The sequence below is a fragment of the Fictibacillus sp. WQ 8-8 genome, assembly GCF_024494405.1.
GTDB lineage: Bacteria > Bacillota > Bacilli > Bacillales > Fictibacillaceae > Fictibacillus_C > Fictibacillus_C marinisediminis.
This window is the reverse complement of sequence record NZ_JAMXKG010000003.1, coordinates 349,436-366,510: the sequence shown is the minus strand read 5'-3', so window position 1 is coordinate 366,510 and position 17,075 is coordinate 349,436. Positions and strand designations below refer to the sequence as shown.

Here is a 17,075-nt window from a genome sequence, read left to right as displayed (position 1 = left end):
CAAACACGAACCTTAGACCTATTTTTTCGTTTTCCATCTTTTGTACCATCGATAGCCGACTCGTACACCATTCAGCACCGGATAAGGAACTCTAAGAGGGAATCTATAAAAGAACGGCTGATAGATTTTATAATAAGCCTTTCTTAAATCTTTCCATTTATAGCATTCCTCTTTCTTGCAAAAATCTGAAACATCCACAATGATTCCCCGCCCATTAGAAATCATTACATTTTTCCCGTGAACATCCCGGGGAAAAAGGCCGCGGTTTCGAGCATAGCACAGTGCTTCATCCACGTCACGAATCACGTTTTCGGAAATTTTCACCCCTTTATGCAGGCAATCATAAAGTGTTATTCCTTCGATTCGCTTTAGGATCAAGTGGCGTTCTCCATATCCGTAACAGCGTGAATATCCAGGGTGCTCACCCAGCTGCCGGTAAACAGATATCTCTTCAAGCAGGTCTTCATGATTTCTGCCGTAAATCTTAACGACTTGGTCAGGGAAATCAGGATGGACGAAAACGGCAGCATAATTGCCGCAGCCCAGAAGCTCCCACGGTTGAGGAGCGAACAGAACTTCCACAGGATCACCGGGATTCCTGCTAATTATTTTTACTTCTTGTGTTAACTCCTCTGATAACTCTGTATACTTTTTCATGATTCACCTGGCCCGATTCCTAAGTCTCTCGCCGAAAGCTTTGAACAGCTTTGCTATTTGCGCTCTATCATCGTACCAAAAAGAAAATGTTTCATCAGCAATTCTGCTTTATTTCGAAGATGGACGTTCGGGAATCTCATGACTTCCTGATATCCCCGGATAAAAATCTGATATTCTGTGATGTCATCCACTGGCCTTCCATCCGTTACTTTAATTTTACGGGCCATCATTTCTTTTTTCACATCTCTTAATTCAAAACTGATGGCATTCATCACGTTCTCGATGAGGGTGACATACGGCTGCCTTAATTTGAAAGGAGAAACGGCTATCACTTTTAAATCACGGTTAAAGATGGTGAGCAGCATAGGATACATAATATATTTATCTACTAGTATACGATCTCTTTCATCGCCATATAACATTTTTGTTCCTCCCGATCGCCGTTCAACCCGTTTTTCCGGCAACCGACAAAATATTAGACAGCTTAAACGTACGGATTTGTTTTCGAAGACAGCAATAGGCGGTTAACGTTTCTCCTTCACAAGAAACCGGAAAAACGTAACGCTTAGTAAACTGCCCGCCGCCAGACTGATAGATCATCATAAAGGGAGAACGTTCAGACACACAACGCATCAGCAATCGATTCATTTTAGCCACCGCCTTACCATTTATTTATTCACAGTATATGCGAACAAACGTTCTTTATGCAACTAGAAAAATATGCCTACCCTTAGTAAGGATAGGCATAAACCCTAATATTATTACACGCTTTGCAATAATCCTTTCTGTCCCAGTGCCTGATGAAGGCTTCCTGCGATGGAAAATCCCTCAAAGCTAATTCCCAGAGCAACAACGGTCTGAGCAAGTTCTGGCCGCATGCCTGTCAATGTTACCTCCACACCGAGAAGCTTTAAGGATGTAATCACTTGAAAAAGGTTATGGGCGACCATCGTGTCAATGATTGGAACACCTGATAAATCAATATAAAGGTGCTCAATCTGCATCTCCATACATTCATTAAGAGCGATTTCCCCAGATGATCGTCCGGTAAAGCCGTGTAGAATCGAGGGCTGTATCAAGGGACAAATTGATTTCTACCGCAATTTCCCCGCTTTTTTTTCCCCATTCTAAAAATCTTTTTTCTGATTGTTCGAGGTTTGAGAATAATGCTTCACCGATGAATTGAAACAGTTCGATGCGCCAATCGATTAAAAGCTGCTTTTGCTGGTCATTCGGCGGATTGATCCCATTCTTTATCCGATTCTGCGTTACGGCCTCAGCAGAATAATGTGTCTCCTAGAGCTCTTAAGTTCTTGTCCATCGTCTACCCCTCATATCGTTTATATTGTCCTATCATCATACACTATAGAAGGCTTACAATAAACGATTTCCTACCTTTGACGACGAGCCTCATCATAAGTGCCTAAATATTCTTTGATCTCTCCTTCATGCACCCAGGCCACACGGTTGAAGAGCTTATTTAAGAAGTACCGGTCATGCGAGACAGCTACGACAGTTCCGTTATATTCTTCCAGAGCATCCTCCAGGACTTCACGTGAATCAATATCCAGATGGTTGGTCGGCTCATCAAGCAGCAGCAGATTAACATCCTGGTGGACTAGCTGTGCAAAGCGAAGGCGGGTATTCTCTCCTCCGCTTAAATCCCTCACCTTCTTGAACACGGACTGTCCATAAAATAAAAACTTGGCAAGCAAATGCCTTGCTGCCCCTTCATCAACAGGAACAGCTTCACGAAAAGCAGACAATACCGTTTCATCCGGGTGACTGTTCAGTCCGGTCTGGGAAAGGTATCCAAGTTTAACGGATCTTCCAATCTCGATAAGACCAGTGACTTCCTGCTCCCCTAAGATCGCTTTTAACAAGGTAGACTTTCCTGTCCCATTGTTGCCTACAATTGCAACCTTTTCACCAAAACGGATAAAAAGATCAACTTGTTTCAGTATTTCCCTGCCAGGATAGCTTGCCGTCACATCCAGCATAGAAAGGACTTCTTTTCCGCTTCGATCCTTCATCTGAAACGAGATTTCTGTCTTTCTGCGGTTAAGTAACGGACGTTTGATTTTCTGCATCCTTTCTATAGCCCGTTCCATGCTGCGGGCCCGTCTGTGAAGATCGCCATTGTCACCCCTGATCGCCCAGTCGCGCAGACGCTTAATGGCCTCCTGCATTTTTTTTATTCTTTTTTGCTGTTCCTGATACTGAGCAAATTCAGCAAGCAGGCGTTTTTCTTTTTCAGCTGAAAAAGCACTGTAATTCCCGTGATAGAGGATCACTTCTCCGTCTTCCAGATCATAAATTTTGTTCACGGTACGATCCAGGAAATAGCGGTCATGGGAGATGATGACGACAGCCCCCTTGTATTTCAGCAAATAGTCTTCAAGCCATTCCATCGTACTTAAATCAAGATGGTTGGTCGGTTCATCAAGCAAAAGCAGATCCGGCTCCTTCAGAAGCAGGCATCCGAGCCCTGCCTTTGTCTTTTCGCCTCCGCTGATGGAAGAGAATGGCTGGTCTTTTACAGCTTCAAGACCGAGGCCTTTTACGATTCCGTTAATCTTGGATTCGATGGAATACCCCCCCATTTCTTCATATGTCTCCTGCAAACCATATAGCTGATTCAGCCATTTATCCAGCTGTTTTTCGTTTGGAGTCTCACTCATTTTTGCAGTCAGAGCATGTATTTTTTCTTGAATTTCATGAAGTTCAGAAAAGGACTGCATAAACACCTCATAAACCGAGGCATTATCCGATCGGACCGGCACCTGCTCCAAATAGCCTGCCGCCGATCCTTTCTTGAGATGAACACTTCCTTCGTCCGGATGCTCTGTACCCGCAAGCAGTTTAAATAATGTACTTTTTCCGGTTCCGTTACGCCCGATCAGGCCTATCCGGTCTGTGCTATGGATTTCCAGAGATAAATTATTAAATACGGTATGTCCTCCGAAGCTTTTTGTGAGTCCGTTCGCGGAACAAATAATCATAGGTAAACACTCCTCAAATTTGGTGGTTACCCATTCTTCAAATAAATTAAAACACAAAAAACCATGGGCAAGCATACCTGCCCATGGTTGATCCGTTGATGAGGAATGGGTATGGAAAACTTACTGATGCACTAATGTTGTATGAAATTTGGACAGACTTCTCCCGTTGACAGCTATTACATGTGTAATAGAGCGTACTTCAACCGTCAGCCAATCCACCATACAACGTACACCATTCAGCATTCCTACCCCTCCTTTCATCCAAAAGTATATTTGTTCCAATTATACCATTTTTAAATTTTGTATTGCAATAGGCAGCGCGCCATTTTATGAAGATTCATCCACATGAATAATCGCATCAAATCCTGCTTTAATGGCTTTCCGTGCTGCCTCTTCTGCATTCCCTTTTTGTTTAAAACAGCCAATTTGGACACGATAGAGCCTGTCATGCTTTTTTTCGTTAACCCGATGCACGCCTTCTCCTTTACTTTTTATGCTTTCCAATTGATCTTTTACATCCTGAAGAAAATCTTCAAAACTCTTCCCGTTCCTTTTTAACGCGTTCACAGGGTCTTTCCGCCTGCCGGGATCCAGCTGAAAATGTCCTTTAATATGCAGAGTGGGATTCCATTCATAGGTTTGGCAAAGCCAGGAAAAAAACCAGACATATCGTTTGTATGCTTCTACCCATGAAATCTTTCCGCCGTAGCATAGCTCCACTCCTATAGCCCAGTCGTTCGCATCAGACACCTGTCTTCTGATATGCCAGGCTTTCTCGCGCAGCGGGATGATGATCAGGATGTCCTGATCATCAATAAATACATGAGCAGAAGCGGCTAAATGCCTGCTGTTAAAATAGTTGAAATTTTGCAGGGCAGTGGAGCCTTCATTTCCAGTATCATGGGCAACCGCGTACCTCGGTATTCTGTTGCCGCCAGGCCTGTGCCTCCACTTTTTATCAATCAGCATAGAAGTGATACTGTAACGATTCCCGATCAAACCTATCCCTCATTTCCTTTTTACCTATAAGTAGGCAAAAAAAAACAAAAGGAGCTGCCTTTACAGACAACTCCTCCGCCTTTAATTCGCCGCGAACACCCACACCCAGTAGATGATTCCTGCGAGAAAACCAATTCCAAGCAGCAAAAACCATAATGTACTGTTTTTCATCTTCCAACCTCATTCTTATTTCATTTCCACATCGAGGGTACCATATCGGAAACGAGAAAAGAAGTTCCAAAACAGGAAACTTTGTGTCAATAACAGATAAATGTTTGAGTAAATGGCCGCCACAGTATACTATATTTAATAGAAGCGTCAATATTGAACTAAACGTAGAATAGGTGAATGATATGAGTGATAAACGCACGGAATCTATTGCAGAGCTCGAAACCAGCTTCCAAACCGTCTTTCGGACATTCAGGAAAGACATCAATGACCTTTTTTCTGATGATGTCCCCTCCAATGAATTCGGAGTACTGAATCTGTTAAAAGATAAAGATTTCCTTACTGCATCTGAACTGGCAGCAGAAATGAAGGTGTCTTCAAGCCACATTACCGGAGTAACAGACCGTCTAATAAAAAAAGGTATGATCACAAGAGAACGTTCGGTTACTGACCGAAGAATCGTATACGTTAAAATAACAGAAAAAGGCCATTCTGTTGCAGAAAAACTGGCTTCCATCCGCCGGGGCTATTTCAGAGAAAAGTTCTCCGGGCTCTCTGATGAGGAAATGGAAAGAATGATAGACTATTTAAACCGAATGATTTAGTCTTAGAAATGGCAAAAACACTTAACCAACAAGTGTTTTTGCCTTTTTCAGTGCAGAGATTTTAAATTCAAATTCTTTTCCGCACCTTTAGAAAGACGAACCTAGGCTTCGAACGCATTGCAGCATTCTTTCTCTCTCTGATTCGGGAGACTGGATTACGTTGCCAAAATAGATGGATCGCTTGACCTCCATTCCGCAAAATTCAAAAATACTATGATCCCGCGCGAGATTCATTGCATAATGCATACCGTTCTTTTCGTAGATCTCAGAAGGCGTTCCAGTCGTGCAGATTGAAACTGCGGATTTTCCTTTTAACTGCGGAATGGGTTCTTCTCCGTCCAGTTCATAAGCAAATCCGTAGCTGAATACCCTGTCGATATACCCTTTAAGCAACGCAGGCATGCCTCCCCACCAGACCGGATAGATGAGCGTAAGGCAGTCACACCAGGTAAGCAGCTCCTGTTCTTTTTTTATATCAGTGCTGTACATATAAGCCAGGGACTGTTCATATTCCTCCTGTGTCAGAACCGGCTGAAATCCAGAAGAATACAGATTTCTGACAGCCACTGTGTGCCCGCTCCTCTTTAATTCCTCTGTATAAGTCTCCAGCAAAGCCATGTTGAAACTTTCTTTAGCTGGGTGGCAGTACAGTATGACATGATTCATCTAATCTCTCCTTCCTACATTGACACGTATACGACACTTCCATTATTGTTGAAACCAGATAAAGCAGAGTAAAAACCCGCCGAGGGCGGCGGGTTTTGTTTCATATTAGATGAGAAATAAAGATCGACGCAGTCCCAAAATAGACAAGCAATGAAAAAATATCGTTGAGTGTTGTAATCAGCGGCCCTGAAGCGACGGCTGGGTCGACGTTAAAACGATATAAAAGAAGCGGAATCAGCGTTCCTGCAAGGGTTCCAATAATAAGAGTCAAAAACAGCGAGCTTCCAACCACCAATCCCAAAATGGAATTTCCCTGCCAGAAAAAAGCAACGAGTGCGATAAGAATTCCGCAGGTAGTGCCAATGATCAGCCCGACTCCAAATTCACGGAGGATGAGGCGCCAGACGACCTTTTTATCGATGTCATTGGAAACAAGCCCACGGACCACGACAGCGAGTGATTGTGTACCCGTATTTCCGGTCATTCCAGCGATCATCGGCATGAAGAATGCGAGCGATACGACCTTTGACAGCGTATCCTCAAAAGCAGAAATAATACTTCCGGAGATAATGCCGATGAACAGGAGCAAGATCAGCCACGGAAGCCGGCGGTAAGAAGCAACGAAGGCACTGGTGTTAAAATCAATGGATTTTCCTGAAGCTGATAGCTTTTCAATATCCTCATTCGCTTCTTCGATCAAAACATCAAGCACATCGTCTACCGTTACGATTCCAAGCAAAACATCATTATCGTCCACTACCGGAACAGCAATGAAATCGTACTTTTCAATCGTGCGGGCCACTTCCTCCTGGTCCATGTCAGCAGCAACAGAGATGACCCGGGTAAACATGATGTCTTCAATCCGGTCGTTGAGGTCTCCCAGCAGCAGATCACGATAGGAAACGACGCCGGCGAGCTGCTTTTCTTCATTGATGACATACAAATAATAAATATTTTCAGCAAATCCGGCGAACGTCTTCAGTTTATCGACCGCATCGCGAACTGTAAACATCTGCGGGATCCAGACGAACCGATTGGTCATAATCCCGCCGGCGGTGTCGGCAGGATATTGCATGAGTGATTGGACCGTACGGGATTCATCCGCCTTCATGGATGCTAGAAAATCCTGAATCTCTTCAAATGAGAAATTACTTAGCAAGTCCGCCAGGTCATCGTTTTCCATCTCATTCATGATATGGGATGATCGTTCGATTCCTAATTTATGAAGAATCTCGATTTGAAAATGGCTGTCCAGTTCCTGAATGAGAGAAGCAAGCTGCCTTGTTGTCAGGAACGTAAGAAATTTATGCCGGTGTTTCTCCGGCAGCGTCTTATAGACTTCCGCGATGTCGTATGGGTGCAGTTCGTCCATTAATTCCTGGAACTCTTTCTTTCGAAGTTCTTTTAAACTTTTTATAACAAAAAGCAGGATCTGATTTTCCGTCATTTCCTTGAACACGAATGTCACCCCCTTGATATCGTTCTTATTATATAAGAATCTCCAAGAAACTGCGAATGCAACATTGATTTTTAAAAACGTGTTCTGCTGTATTGAATCTGTGGGAAAACTTGATGTATAATGAAAGCAACATAAGAAATAAGAGGGCAGCAACTGACGAGAACGTGTGGAATTGACCACAAGGAAGCTGCATTTTTTTAACCTAAAAAGCCGTTCGTCTGGGCAAAGGTAAGGAATCACTGTGTATATTCCTTGCCTTTTTTCTATTCTCAGGAGGTAATTGGATGGAAAACAAGCTAATACTCGATGGCACCCGTGTCGCAGCAGAAATTAAAGAACAGTTAAAAGAAAGAGTTTCGTCATTAACCAGCCAAGGCACCACACCGTGTCTGGCAACTGTTTTAGTAGGAGAAGACCCTTCTTCTGCTACATACGTGAAAATGAAAGGCAACGCTTGTGAAAAGCTAGGGATCCTATCAAAAAGGATTCATCTTTCATCAGAGATCACCACGGAAGATCTATTAAACACTATCCATGAATTGAATCAGGATGAGAACGTGCATGGCATCCTTCTTCAGCATCCTGTACCTTCCCATATTGATGAAAGAGCCGCGTTTGAAGCGATCGACATTGAAAAGGATGTGGATGGCGTAACGAGCTGGGGATTTGGACAGACTTCGTTCGGATTTGGCAGCTATCCATCCTGTACGCCTGTAGCCATTATGGCCATTATGGATTACTATGACATTTCGATTGAAGGCAAGCACGCTGTCGTTGTCGGCAGGAGCCCTATACTCGGCAAACCGGTTTCCATGCTGCTCCTTAACCGAAACGCTACTGTAACCACCTGTCATTCCTACACTCAAAATTTGAATGAGATCATAAAACAGGCCGATATTGTCGTAGCGGCCGTAGGAAAGCCTAAGTTCATCCAAGGAGATTGGATCAAGCGAGGGGCCGTTGTCATGGACGCCGGCTATAATCCGGGCAACATTGGCGATGCTGATTACGAAGAATGCGAGAAAAATGCCGGAGCCATCACCCCTGTTCCAGGCGGTGTCGGTCCAGTCACTATCGCGATGCTGCTGAAACATACAGTGGATGCAGCTGAGAAAAAACAGGAGAATAAGTAAAATAGAAAAAACTGATCTGTGAATTTTCGCAGATCAGTTTTTTTGTGTACCGCTTAGAGCCGCCAAGTTGACCATAAAGGTGTTTTGGAGGGTATTTTCTCCGTTTCGGCGGGTAAATGCTCTATTTTCGCGGGTATTTTCATCTTAAACAAAGCAATAGCTGAGTGTATGCTTTTCAGGCATACAACAGTATGAAATCTCCCGACTCAGATGGACATATTCACTTACTGAAGTTTCATAAGATAAAAAAACACGAGGAACCGGTGCTTTTCCAGCCAGTTCCTCGTGTTTTTATCTTTTTATTTACATTGCATATTATTGAGCAGTCAGAATGAGCGGACCTTCTTTTGTTATGGCAATCGTATGCTCATATTGAGTGGATAGCGAGCCATCAAACGTACGGGCGGTCCATCCGTCATTATCTATTTTTACATAGCGTTTGCCTGTGTTCAGCATCGGCTCGATCGTAAGGACCATTCCTTCTTTTAAGAGGGTGCCTGTTCCTTTTGTACCGGCGTGCGGCACTTGAGGATCCTCATGCATCACCCGTCCGATCCCATGTCCGATAAACTCGCGGACGACTGAAAGCCCTTCTCCTTCTGCATACTGCTGGATGGCATGAGAGATGTCTCCGATCCGGTTGCCAATCACAGCTTTTTCAATGCCGAGATAAAGTGATTTTTCGGTGGCCTCCATCAGATGGCGCGCTATTTCAGATACTTCCCCTACAGTATACGACCACGCGGAATCAGCAAGCCAGCCGTTTAATTTCACGACCATGTCAATCGTCACGATGTCTCCTGATTTCAGTTTCTTCTTGTTCGGAAATCCGTGGCAGATGACATCGTTCACAGAAGCACAAGTGGCAAAAGGATATCCCTGATAACCTTTTTGTTCAGGAGTTGCTCCGTGTTCTTTAAGAAACCTCTCCACAAAAGCATCAATTTCAAGTGTTGAAATACCCGGCTTGATGAGTTTCTTGATCTCTTTGTGGCAATTCGCCAGCAGCTGTCCGGCTTTGTGCATTTTTTCAATATCTCTTTTTGACTTATAAGTAATCATGAGTATCCTTTCCCATCCTGCAAATAAGTAAGGTGTAAACTTACTATATTCTTTGTTTATCTATTTGTTCCCAGCAAACTTGCTAAAAACAGCGCAAGGCGCAAATCAATGGTTGATTTACGCCTGGTGGCTTTGTTTCATTCTCGATTCGACAACTTTTCCGCCAAGCCATAGGACAAAGATGCCAAATACCGCGAGCCCTAGTTTCAATGGATTTTTTATCACATCCAAAAAATCATAGCCGATGAAGGAGATGATGGCGATCATTACGAGCTTCCCAAGAGCTACGGATAAAATGAATGTCTTTTGGTTGATCCGGGACAAACCGGCAATGACATTGATCAAAGCAGAAGGCGTAAATGGAAAACAGTAGATGAGGAAGAGTGTGCCGAAACCACGGCGTTCCATCCATCCCAGCAGCTTTTCAATCTTATGATGCTTTGTAATAAAATGCAGAAATCTTTGCTGGCCCAATTTCCGTACCAAAAAGAACACAATCAGCGAACCGATTACTGCGCCCAGCCAGGAAAAGAGGGCTCCCATCCAGAATCCGTAGGCCGCAGCGTTTCCAGCTACGATAATGAACAGCGGCAATACGGGAATAATGGCCTCAAGCAGCGGGAGAAGCACGCCGGGCAAGAAGCCTAAATCCCGGTATTGCTCTAAAAAATGCAGTATGTTTTCCTGCGAAAGATAAGTTTTCCACTCACTCCAATTCATAGCCCGGTCTCCCTTCTATATAGCTATCATCGTTTCCATTTCAGCCTTTATTTAATCTCATTATGCCCATCTAAATTATCGCCAAAATTAGACAGACTTTTCACCTAGTTTACCATATTCACTCAATTAGTCCTAGTAAACACGCAACAAAAAAAACCATCCATTCTGAAGTGACCCCAAAAAGTTAGACAGCTTTTTGGGGTCACTTCAGAACGAACGGATAGTTTTTTTGCTATCTTATTTCATTAGTGCTTCGTATACCTGCAGATCGAGTTCTTTTGCCTTTTCCGCGTTCGTGGTCTTTTCATACTCCGGTTCCTGAACAATCTTTGCTCCCCAGAACATACTTTCAAAGACATGATCGATCACCACTTCAATCTTGGCAAGTTTTAGTGGCACACCTTCCATTTTTTCCTCAAGAACAGCAGCTTTCCCATTGATGGAATACACGCTCTCCAATCCGACAATGGTTAAGACAACCTGTGGATTCTTCTTAATGTTAGCCACAATTCTCGAGTTGTTCGTTACTGTAAACCTGATTCTTTTTTCGTCACAGCTTTTTACCCATGATATGGCAGAAATTCCTGGGGCCTTCGTTTCTGCATCAACCGTACCGAGCAGCACAAGTTTCTCCCCCTGCAGATATTCAAAAAGTTCTGTGGAAAGCTGAGCAGGTATTTCCGGTTTGGCCATTTGAAAGTGCTCCCTTCTTCATCCGAGAATTTTTATGTACCATTTTATCTTCTCATAAACTGGTTTGGTAAGTAACGGATACAGCAAGAAATTCCAAAAAAACTGTCATAAGATAACTACTCTTATGACAGCTCTTCTCTATTTCCACGCTGTATCATGTCACAAAATCAGGTTTTTGCTGAGCAAGGACGGCTTTAGACTGGCCGACAGGCAAGCCGCTCTCCTGCTGAATAAATTCCGTTGCTTCTTCAAACCAGCTGTCAGGTGCCTTATGCCCCCAGAACGTCTGGCGCCGGGGGTCATTAATATCCCATTTAACCGGCTCAAAATCAGGGTCACACGTTAAATAGTCTCCATTATATAGTTCCAGCCGGTTTCCATCAGGATCCCGAATATAGAGGAAAAAGGCGTTCGATAAACCATGGCGCCCAGGTCCCCTCTCGATACAATCGGCATATCCCATGCTTGCCAGCACATCACAAGAATGAATAAGGCTCATGGGATCAGAAAGCCAGAAACCGATATGATGCAGACGGGGCCCCTCTCCGTTCATAAAGGCGATGTCGTGGACAGATGGTTTGCGATGGAGCCAGGCAGCCCATGTTCTGTCGTCCTCTGTAGCCGTATACTCTGAACAGCGGAAGCCAAGTTCATCAGTATAAAAAGCGACAGCCTTCTCCACATCAGGTACCATGCAGTTAACATGGTCAATCCTCTGGATACGTGCTCCCTTGTATAGATCGTACTTTTGCAGGCAGCGTTCCACCGTTTCCATTTTTGAAAAGAATTCAAGCGGCATACCAGAAGGATCTGTTGCCTTAAGAACGGGGCCCAGCGCTCTTTGCTTACCCGCCTCCTCCCACTGCGTAAAAAGATTTCTTCCTTTGAAAAGTCTCTCAATCTTCTCAAGATCTTCTTCATGCCAAACTTTATAGCCGATGGAATGGACACCTGGCTGATCCGCTTTCTTCAGTACGAGGCAATGATGACAGTGTTCTTCCAGGCCCCTTAAATAAATGTGCTGTCCGTCGCTTTCCGTCTCAATAAAGCCTAACGCATTGACATAGAAATCTCGGGAAGCGTTCAAGTCGGTCACGTTCATGACTATCCGGGCCACTCGAATGATATTAAAGTCCATAAAGCACCTCCTTAAATACGAGCATAGTTGTGGTCGGCGGTTTTCACACGGCTCAAGAATTCCTGGACCATTTGTTTGTACGGTTCCTTGTTGAAGCCATCATAATAAATGTTGGACATGCGTGCGGGATCGCCAAAGAAATAATATTCGTAAAGCGCCTGCCTGCCGCCAAAGGAGCTCATGCAAACATCCCATGCAAGCCTGAAAAGCTGTACCCTTTCATAGCCATTGATGTTCGCTCCCTGTGTGTAGCGGTGTACGAGTTCCCCGATGTCTTCCGCTTCAAAGTCAGACTCTGTCGGTATCCCCATTAAGCCGGAGGCCCCTAAGATTCGTACGATTTCCACCATCCGTTGATACATTTTAGGGAACCAGTTTCGAGCTGCATTGAGCGGAGCAAAATCCGGGGTCATGTTTCCATAGGCATCAAGGGATGCATTTTGTTCAGCACGGAACAGATGAGATTGCATCGTTTCAAGAATGAGCATGACCTCTGACGCTTTTTCTTTTACGTGCGGAAACACATCGATGCCGATCGCATCCATAATGCTTAAGATGATGCCGAGAACGAATTCCGTTTTTACCGTATTTTTAGCTACTACCTGATGGGCCATATGCACGATCGCATTTGTTTCCACGTACGTACGATTACAGATGTCAGAGCTTCCCCCGACAAACACACGGTCCCACGGAACAAGCACGTTATCAAACACAACGATCGCATCGCTCTCTTCAAATCTTGAACTCAATGGGTGATCCCACTGGTTTCTTCCTTGGTCAAATGATTCACGGCACAGGAACTTCAAACCTTCTGTGTTGTTGGGAATCGCGAAAGCCATTGCGTATGGATCATCCTCAGATACCGCTTTGTTCAGGGTAGAAGGGAACACGACGATCTCGTCCGTCACACCGCCCAGCGTGGCTAACAGACGCGCCCCTTTTATCACGATTCCCTCTTTGTTCTTTTCTACGATTCTTGCAGACAGAAAAGGATCCTTTTGTTCTGATTGTTTTTTCGAACGGTTAGTCTGTGGATGGATGAGCGTATGTGTGAGGCTAATATCGTTTTCACGGCAATAGTGATAATAGTTTCTGGCGTTCTCCGCAAACATCGGGTCTCCCTGAGCAAAAAACGAATCTGCTGTACCAAACGCCATGACACTCGTATTCAAGTAATCTGGTGTGCGCCCCATCATTCCGCCCGTGTACCGCGCCCATTCTGTAAACATTTCACGGCGCGCGATTAAATCGTCCTTGGTTTTAGGGGCGATAAAAGATAAACCGACTTTATCTCCTGTTGTATCTGAGGTGTAGAGCATTTTATCCGCTTTTTCATGCTGGAGATCGAATAGATTGGCAATCGAACGTACCACGTTCCTTAAGGCAGGATGTTCTGTTACATCTGTTACTCGTTTTCCATGAATCCAAACGTTGTTGTTTGCCGTTTTTAAACCGTTGATATATTGTTCTCCCGTGCGTGCAGGCAATGTCATTCCCTCCCGGATATTAGTAGCTTGCTAGCGTTCTGGTCTCTGGCGTTGGTATTCGCTGAAGCAGCTATGTTCTTTTTTCCGAACTGCTGAATATGGTGATCACCGACGGCCACATGAACGACTTTCATTTCTGTGTAAAATTCAAAAGCATAATGCCCGCCTTCTCTTCCAATGCCGGATGATTTAGAACCTCCAAATGGGATTCGCAAATCACGAACATTCTGTGAGTTCACCCACAGCATTCCAGCGTCAACGGCACTAGCGACACGATGGCCTTTTTTCATATCGTTCGTCCATACATAGCCGGCAAGACCATATTTCACATCATTGGCCATCTCGACCACTTCTTCTTCTGTCTGAAAGGTCATCACCGTTAAGACCGGACCGAATATTTCTTCCTGTGCCACCGTCATGTCATTCTTCACATTCAACAGGAGGGTCGGCGGAATAAAGTTGCCTTTGGAAAGATGCTTTGGCACTTCAGCAGCAAATACCTCACTGCCTTCATCCTCAGCAATTTTCAGATAGCGTTTTACATTTTCATAATGATCCTTATGAATAAGAGGGCCTACTTCGGTATCTGCATGGGAAGGATCACCAACAATAATGTTGAGAACTCTTTTCTTTAAAGCGCTGATAAAGGTTTCACTTATTGATTCCTGAACAAACAGTCTGGAGTTCGCCGTGCACCTCTCACCATTGAAAGAGAAGATCCCCCATACACACGCATCAAGGGCACGTTCAACGTCACAGTCGTCAAACACAATGATTGGTGATTTTCCGCCAAGCTCCATGGAGAACCGTTTAAGAGAATCTGCTCCGTTCCGCATAATTTCCGAACCTGTCTTCGTCTCACCGGTAAACGAGATCAGCTGTACATCCTGATGTGCGACCAATGCTGCACCGGCAGTCTCGCCAAACCCATGAACAATATTAAACACACCTTCTGGAAGGCCTGCCTCATGAATGATCTCTCCAAGCTTGTTGGCCGTCAGCGGCGACCATTCAGCGGGCTTGAGTACAACCGTGTTCCCCGTAGCAAGAGCCGGGGCAACTTTCCATGTTTCAAGCATGAACGGTGCGTTCCAAGGGGTGATTAAGCCTGCTACACCTACAGGTTTCTGGATGGTGTAATTGATGAATTCATCGTCCACATGGTAGGCTTCACCGACCATTCTGTTCTTTACCATCTCGGCATAAAAACGGAAGTTGTCCGCAGCTCTTGCAACCATTTTCTTCGTCTGTGAGATCGGAAGGCCGGTATCCAGGGACTCCAGATGTGCCACCTGCTCAATATCCCGGTCGATGAGGTCCGCGATCCTATGAATGTGTTTCAGCCTATCACTGAGCTTCATTTTTCCCCAGGTTCCTGTTTTGAAGGCCTCCTTCGCCGATTTAACCGCCGAGTCGATTTCTGTTTTTGTTCCTTCTGCTACGGGATTAATCGCCTCATTTGTAAAAGGATTGATATTTGTAAACGTTTCTCCTGATGCTGAAGGTACAAACTCACCATTTATATAATGAAGGACGGTTTTTTCATAGCTGCTGCTCATGCTTCATCCCTCCTGCCGCGGTACCAGTATTGCGGCCATCAAGAATTTTATTTTCCAAACTTCCGATATAATCGATTTCAAGCCGTACTGAATCACCTGGATGAATGTGAGAAATCCCCTTTGGAGTCCCTGTCCAGATGGTGTCATTCACTTCAAGGGTCATAAAGGAAGAAATGAACTCGATCAGCTCAGATATGGTATAGATCAAATTCTTTGTGTTGCCCTGCTGTCTCAGTTCACCGTTTACATAGGTTCTTAGTTCGAGATTGTTAGGATCGGGGATATCCGCCGCATCAACAAAGTATGGCCCAAGCGGTCCGAAGGTGTCATGTCCTTTTGCCCGAACTGGTGGACGGTACATGTTGTTTACGAAATCCCGAACCGTTACATCGTTCGCAATGGTGTAACCGCTTACAAATTCCATCGCGTCCTTTGCTTTAATATTTCTGCCTTCCCTGCCGATGACCACAGCCAGTTCATTTTCATAATGCATATAGGTAGCGCCATCCGGATAATATACCGGTGCTTTATGTCCGACAAGAGAACTGTTCGGCTTAATAAAGAGAACAGGTTCAGCGGGTTTATCCAAGCCGAGTTCTTCCGCATGATCAGCATAGTTTAATGCCAAGCCAATCATCTTATTTGGCTTGAGCGGAGGAAGCCAAGCCTCTGCTTCATCCATGGAGATGGTCCGTCCGCAGCTAAGCAATAGCTGGTCATCCTTCACCGTGGCAGTCCGCTCTCTGCCCTCGAATATGATACGTGCGTGTTTCATTGCATCTCACTCCCAACTTTATTCAATAGACCATAACTGTTTAACACCGTACGAATTTCTTCTTGAATGCTGTCAGACGGCAGATCCATCGGAAGTCTCAGCCTTGGCTGAATTTTACCCATCATTCCCAATGCCGCCTTTAATGGTGCCGGATTGGTATCCCTGAACAGCACATCATTCAGCGGCATCAGTTCATAATGAAGCTGCATGGCTTCTTCAATGTTGCCAGCTTCCCAGGCATTATACACTTCTGCAACTTTCCCTGGCAGAACATTTGCTGTTGCGCTGATATAGCCTTTTCCGCCGATCGCAAGCATTGGATAGCAGAGCAGCTCAATCCCGGAGAACAGCAGGAAGTCTCTTCCACAATTCAGAAGAACACGGTTCACATGTTCAAAATCCTTGTTCGACTCTTTCACTCCGATGATGTTCGGGCAGTCCTCTTTCAGCCTGGCGAGTGTTTTAACTTCCAGATTCACACCTGTTCTTCCTGGAATGTTGTAAACGATCAATGGGATATCAACAGATTGTGCAACAGCTTTAAAGTGATTATATAAGGCATGCTGTGAGGGCTTGTTATAATAAGGAACAATAACCATCGCGGCATCTGCTCCCATTTCCTGGGCTCTCTTAGTCAGATGCCTTGTTTCCTGATGATTGGTTGACCCTGTTCCCGGAACGACTGGCACCCTCCCGGCAACAGACTGGATCGTCGTTTCCATCACTTGCTCTCTTTCCTGCAGCGTCAATGAGCTCGGTTCTCCTGTTGTGCCCGTAACCGAAATTCCATGGCTCCCGCTTTCAATATGCCAGTTGATCAAATCACGAAGAGTTTCCAAATCAAGGCTGTCATCCTCTTGAAAAGGCGTAATAATAGGAGCAACAGACCCTTTCAACCTGCTTTTTATCTCATCAAATTGACCAGTTTTCAAAATTATCATCTCTCCTTTGT

19 protein-coding genes and 1 riboswitch are annotated in these 17,075 nt (G+C 44.6%); of the genes, 2 read left to right on the top strand and 17 right to left on the bottom strand.

Annotated elements, in window-relative coordinates:
- Positions 1-18 precede the first annotated feature (18 nt).
- The 7 genes from M1K46_RS07270 to M1K46_RS07240 form a co-directional block, all read right to left on the bottom strand.
- The gene (locus M1K46_RS07270; protein ID WP_062231270.1) at positions 19-657 is read right to left on the bottom strand and encodes a hypothetical protein; all 639 of its coding nucleotides are present in this window, start codon (positions 655-657) and stop codon (positions 19-21) included.
- A 53-nt stretch (positions 658-710) separates the two neighbouring features.
- Positions 711-1,079 (bottom strand): hypothetical protein, encoded by a 369-nt coding sequence (locus tag M1K46_RS07265; protein WP_053354828.1) that lies wholly within the window; start codon positions 1,077-1,079, stop codon positions 711-713.
- Positions 1,080-1,101: 22 nt separating this feature from the next.
- A complete protein-coding gene (locus M1K46_RS07260; RefSeq protein ID WP_062231269.1) occupies positions 1,102-1,305 on the bottom strand; it encodes a hypothetical protein in 204 nt (67 codons plus the stop codon).
- Positions 1,306-1,418: 113 nt separating this feature from the next.
- Complete coding sequence (locus M1K46_RS07255; RefSeq protein WP_375162187.1) at positions 1,419-1,667, bottom strand: STAS domain-containing protein; 249 nt, start codon at positions 1,665-1,667, stop codon at positions 1,419-1,421.
- A 381-nt stretch (positions 1,668-2,048) separates the two neighbouring features.
- Positions 2,049-3,659: a ribosomal protection-like ABC-F family protein gene (gene abc-f / locus M1K46_RS07250; RefSeq protein ID WP_256225523.1), complete on the bottom strand. Its 1,611-nt coding sequence runs from the start codon at positions 3,657-3,659 to the stop codon at positions 2,049-2,051.
- A gap of 120 nt (positions 3,660-3,779) precedes the next feature.
- On the bottom strand, positions 3,780-3,902 hold the full coding sequence (locus M1K46_RS07245; protein WP_256225522.1) for a hypothetical protein: 123 nt from the start codon (positions 3,900-3,902) through the stop codon (positions 3,780-3,782).
- 84 nt (positions 3,903-3,986) lie between these two features.
- Positions 3,987-4,658 carry an N-acetylmuramoyl-L-alanine amidase gene (locus tag M1K46_RS07240; RefSeq protein ID WP_256225521.1) on the bottom strand — a complete coding sequence of 224 codons (672 nt, stop codon included), beginning with the start codon at positions 4,656-4,658 and terminating at the stop codon, positions 3,987-3,989.
- 353 nt (positions 4,659-5,011) lie between these two features.
- Between M1K46_RS07240 and M1K46_RS07235 the strand changes: the two genes are divergently transcribed.
- Positions 5,012-5,431 (top strand): MarR family winged helix-turn-helix transcriptional regulator, encoded by a 420-nt coding sequence (locus M1K46_RS07235; RefSeq protein ID WP_062231261.1) that lies wholly within the window; start codon positions 5,012-5,014, stop codon positions 5,429-5,431.
- An 87-nt stretch (positions 5,432-5,518) separates the two neighbouring features.
- Here M1K46_RS07235 and M1K46_RS07230 read toward each other — a convergent pair whose 3' ends face one another.
- A complete protein-coding gene (locus tag M1K46_RS07230; RefSeq protein WP_062231259.1) occupies positions 5,519-6,097 on the bottom strand; it encodes an NAD(P)H-dependent oxidoreductase in 579 nt (192 codons plus the stop codon).
- Positions 6,098-6,197: 100 nt separating this feature from the next.
- Positions 6,198-7,556: a magnesium transporter gene (gene mgtE / locus M1K46_RS07225; protein WP_256225519.1), complete on the bottom strand. Its 1,359-nt coding sequence runs from the start codon at positions 7,554-7,556 to the stop codon at positions 6,198-6,200.
- Between the two features lie 139 nt (positions 7,557-7,695).
- Positions 7,696-7,787, top strand: a riboswitch (ZMP/ZTP riboswitch).
- A 53-nt stretch (positions 7,788-7,840) separates the two neighbouring features.
- Between mgtE and M1K46_RS07220 the strand changes: the two genes are divergently transcribed.
- Positions 7,841-8,689: a bifunctional 5,10-methylenetetrahydrofolate dehydrogenase/5,10-methenyltetrahydrofolate cyclohydrolase gene (locus M1K46_RS07220; RefSeq protein WP_256225517.1), complete on the top strand. Its 849-nt coding sequence runs from the start codon at positions 7,841-7,843 to the stop codon at positions 8,687-8,689.
- A gap of 315 nt (positions 8,690-9,004) precedes the next feature.
- On the opposite strand, the gene map is transcribed toward M1K46_RS07220, so the two are convergent.
- The 8 genes from map to hpaI form a co-directional block, all read right to left on the bottom strand.
- Positions 9,005-9,751 (bottom strand): type I methionyl aminopeptidase, encoded by a 747-nt coding sequence (gene map, locus M1K46_RS07215; RefSeq protein WP_091006443.1) that lies wholly within the window; start codon positions 9,749-9,751, stop codon positions 9,005-9,007.
- Positions 9,752-9,868: 117 nt separating this feature from the next.
- Positions 9,869-10,471 carry a TVP38/TMEM64 family protein gene (locus M1K46_RS07210; protein WP_091006441.1) on the bottom strand — a complete coding sequence of 201 codons (603 nt, stop codon included), beginning with the start codon at positions 10,469-10,471 and terminating at the stop codon, positions 9,869-9,871.
- Between the two features lie 237 nt (positions 10,472-10,708).
- Positions 10,709-11,164 carry a pyridoxamine 5'-phosphate oxidase family protein gene (locus tag M1K46_RS07205; protein ID WP_053354837.1) on the bottom strand — a complete coding sequence of 152 codons (456 nt, stop codon included), beginning with the start codon at positions 11,162-11,164 and terminating at the stop codon, positions 10,709-10,711.
- Between the two features lie 154 nt (positions 11,165-11,318).
- Positions 11,319-12,302 (bottom strand): 3,4-dihydroxyphenylacetate 2,3-dioxygenase, encoded by a 984-nt coding sequence (hpaD, locus tag M1K46_RS07200; protein ID WP_256225516.1) that lies wholly within the window; start codon positions 12,300-12,302, stop codon positions 11,319-11,321.
- A gap of 11 nt (positions 12,303-12,313) precedes the next feature.
- On the bottom strand, positions 12,314-13,789 hold the full coding sequence (gene hpaB, locus M1K46_RS07195) for a 4-hydroxyphenylacetate 3-monooxygenase, oxygenase component (RefSeq protein ID WP_256225515.1): 1,476 nt from the start codon (positions 13,787-13,789) through the stop codon (positions 12,314-12,316).
- Between the two features lie 2 nt (positions 13,790-13,791).
- Complete coding sequence (gene hpaE, locus M1K46_RS07190; RefSeq protein WP_256225514.1) at positions 13,792-15,348, bottom strand: 5-carboxymethyl-2-hydroxymuconate semialdehyde dehydrogenase; 1,557 nt, start codon at positions 15,346-15,348, stop codon at positions 13,792-13,794.
- Entirely contained in the window at positions 15,332-16,123 is a 792-nt protein-coding gene (locus tag M1K46_RS07185; RefSeq protein WP_256225513.1) for a fumarylacetoacetate hydrolase family protein, read from the bottom strand. The genes hpaE and M1K46_RS07185 overlap by 17 nt, the downstream gene beginning before the upstream one ends.
- Positions 16,120-17,055: a 2,4-dihydroxyhept-2-ene-1,7-dioic acid aldolase gene (hpaI, locus tag M1K46_RS07180; protein ID WP_256225512.1), complete on the bottom strand. Its 936-nt coding sequence runs from the start codon at positions 17,053-17,055 to the stop codon at positions 16,120-16,122. Before hpaI ends, M1K46_RS07185 begins: the two co-directional genes overlap by 4 nt.
- Positions 17,056-17,075: the final 20 nt, after the last annotated feature.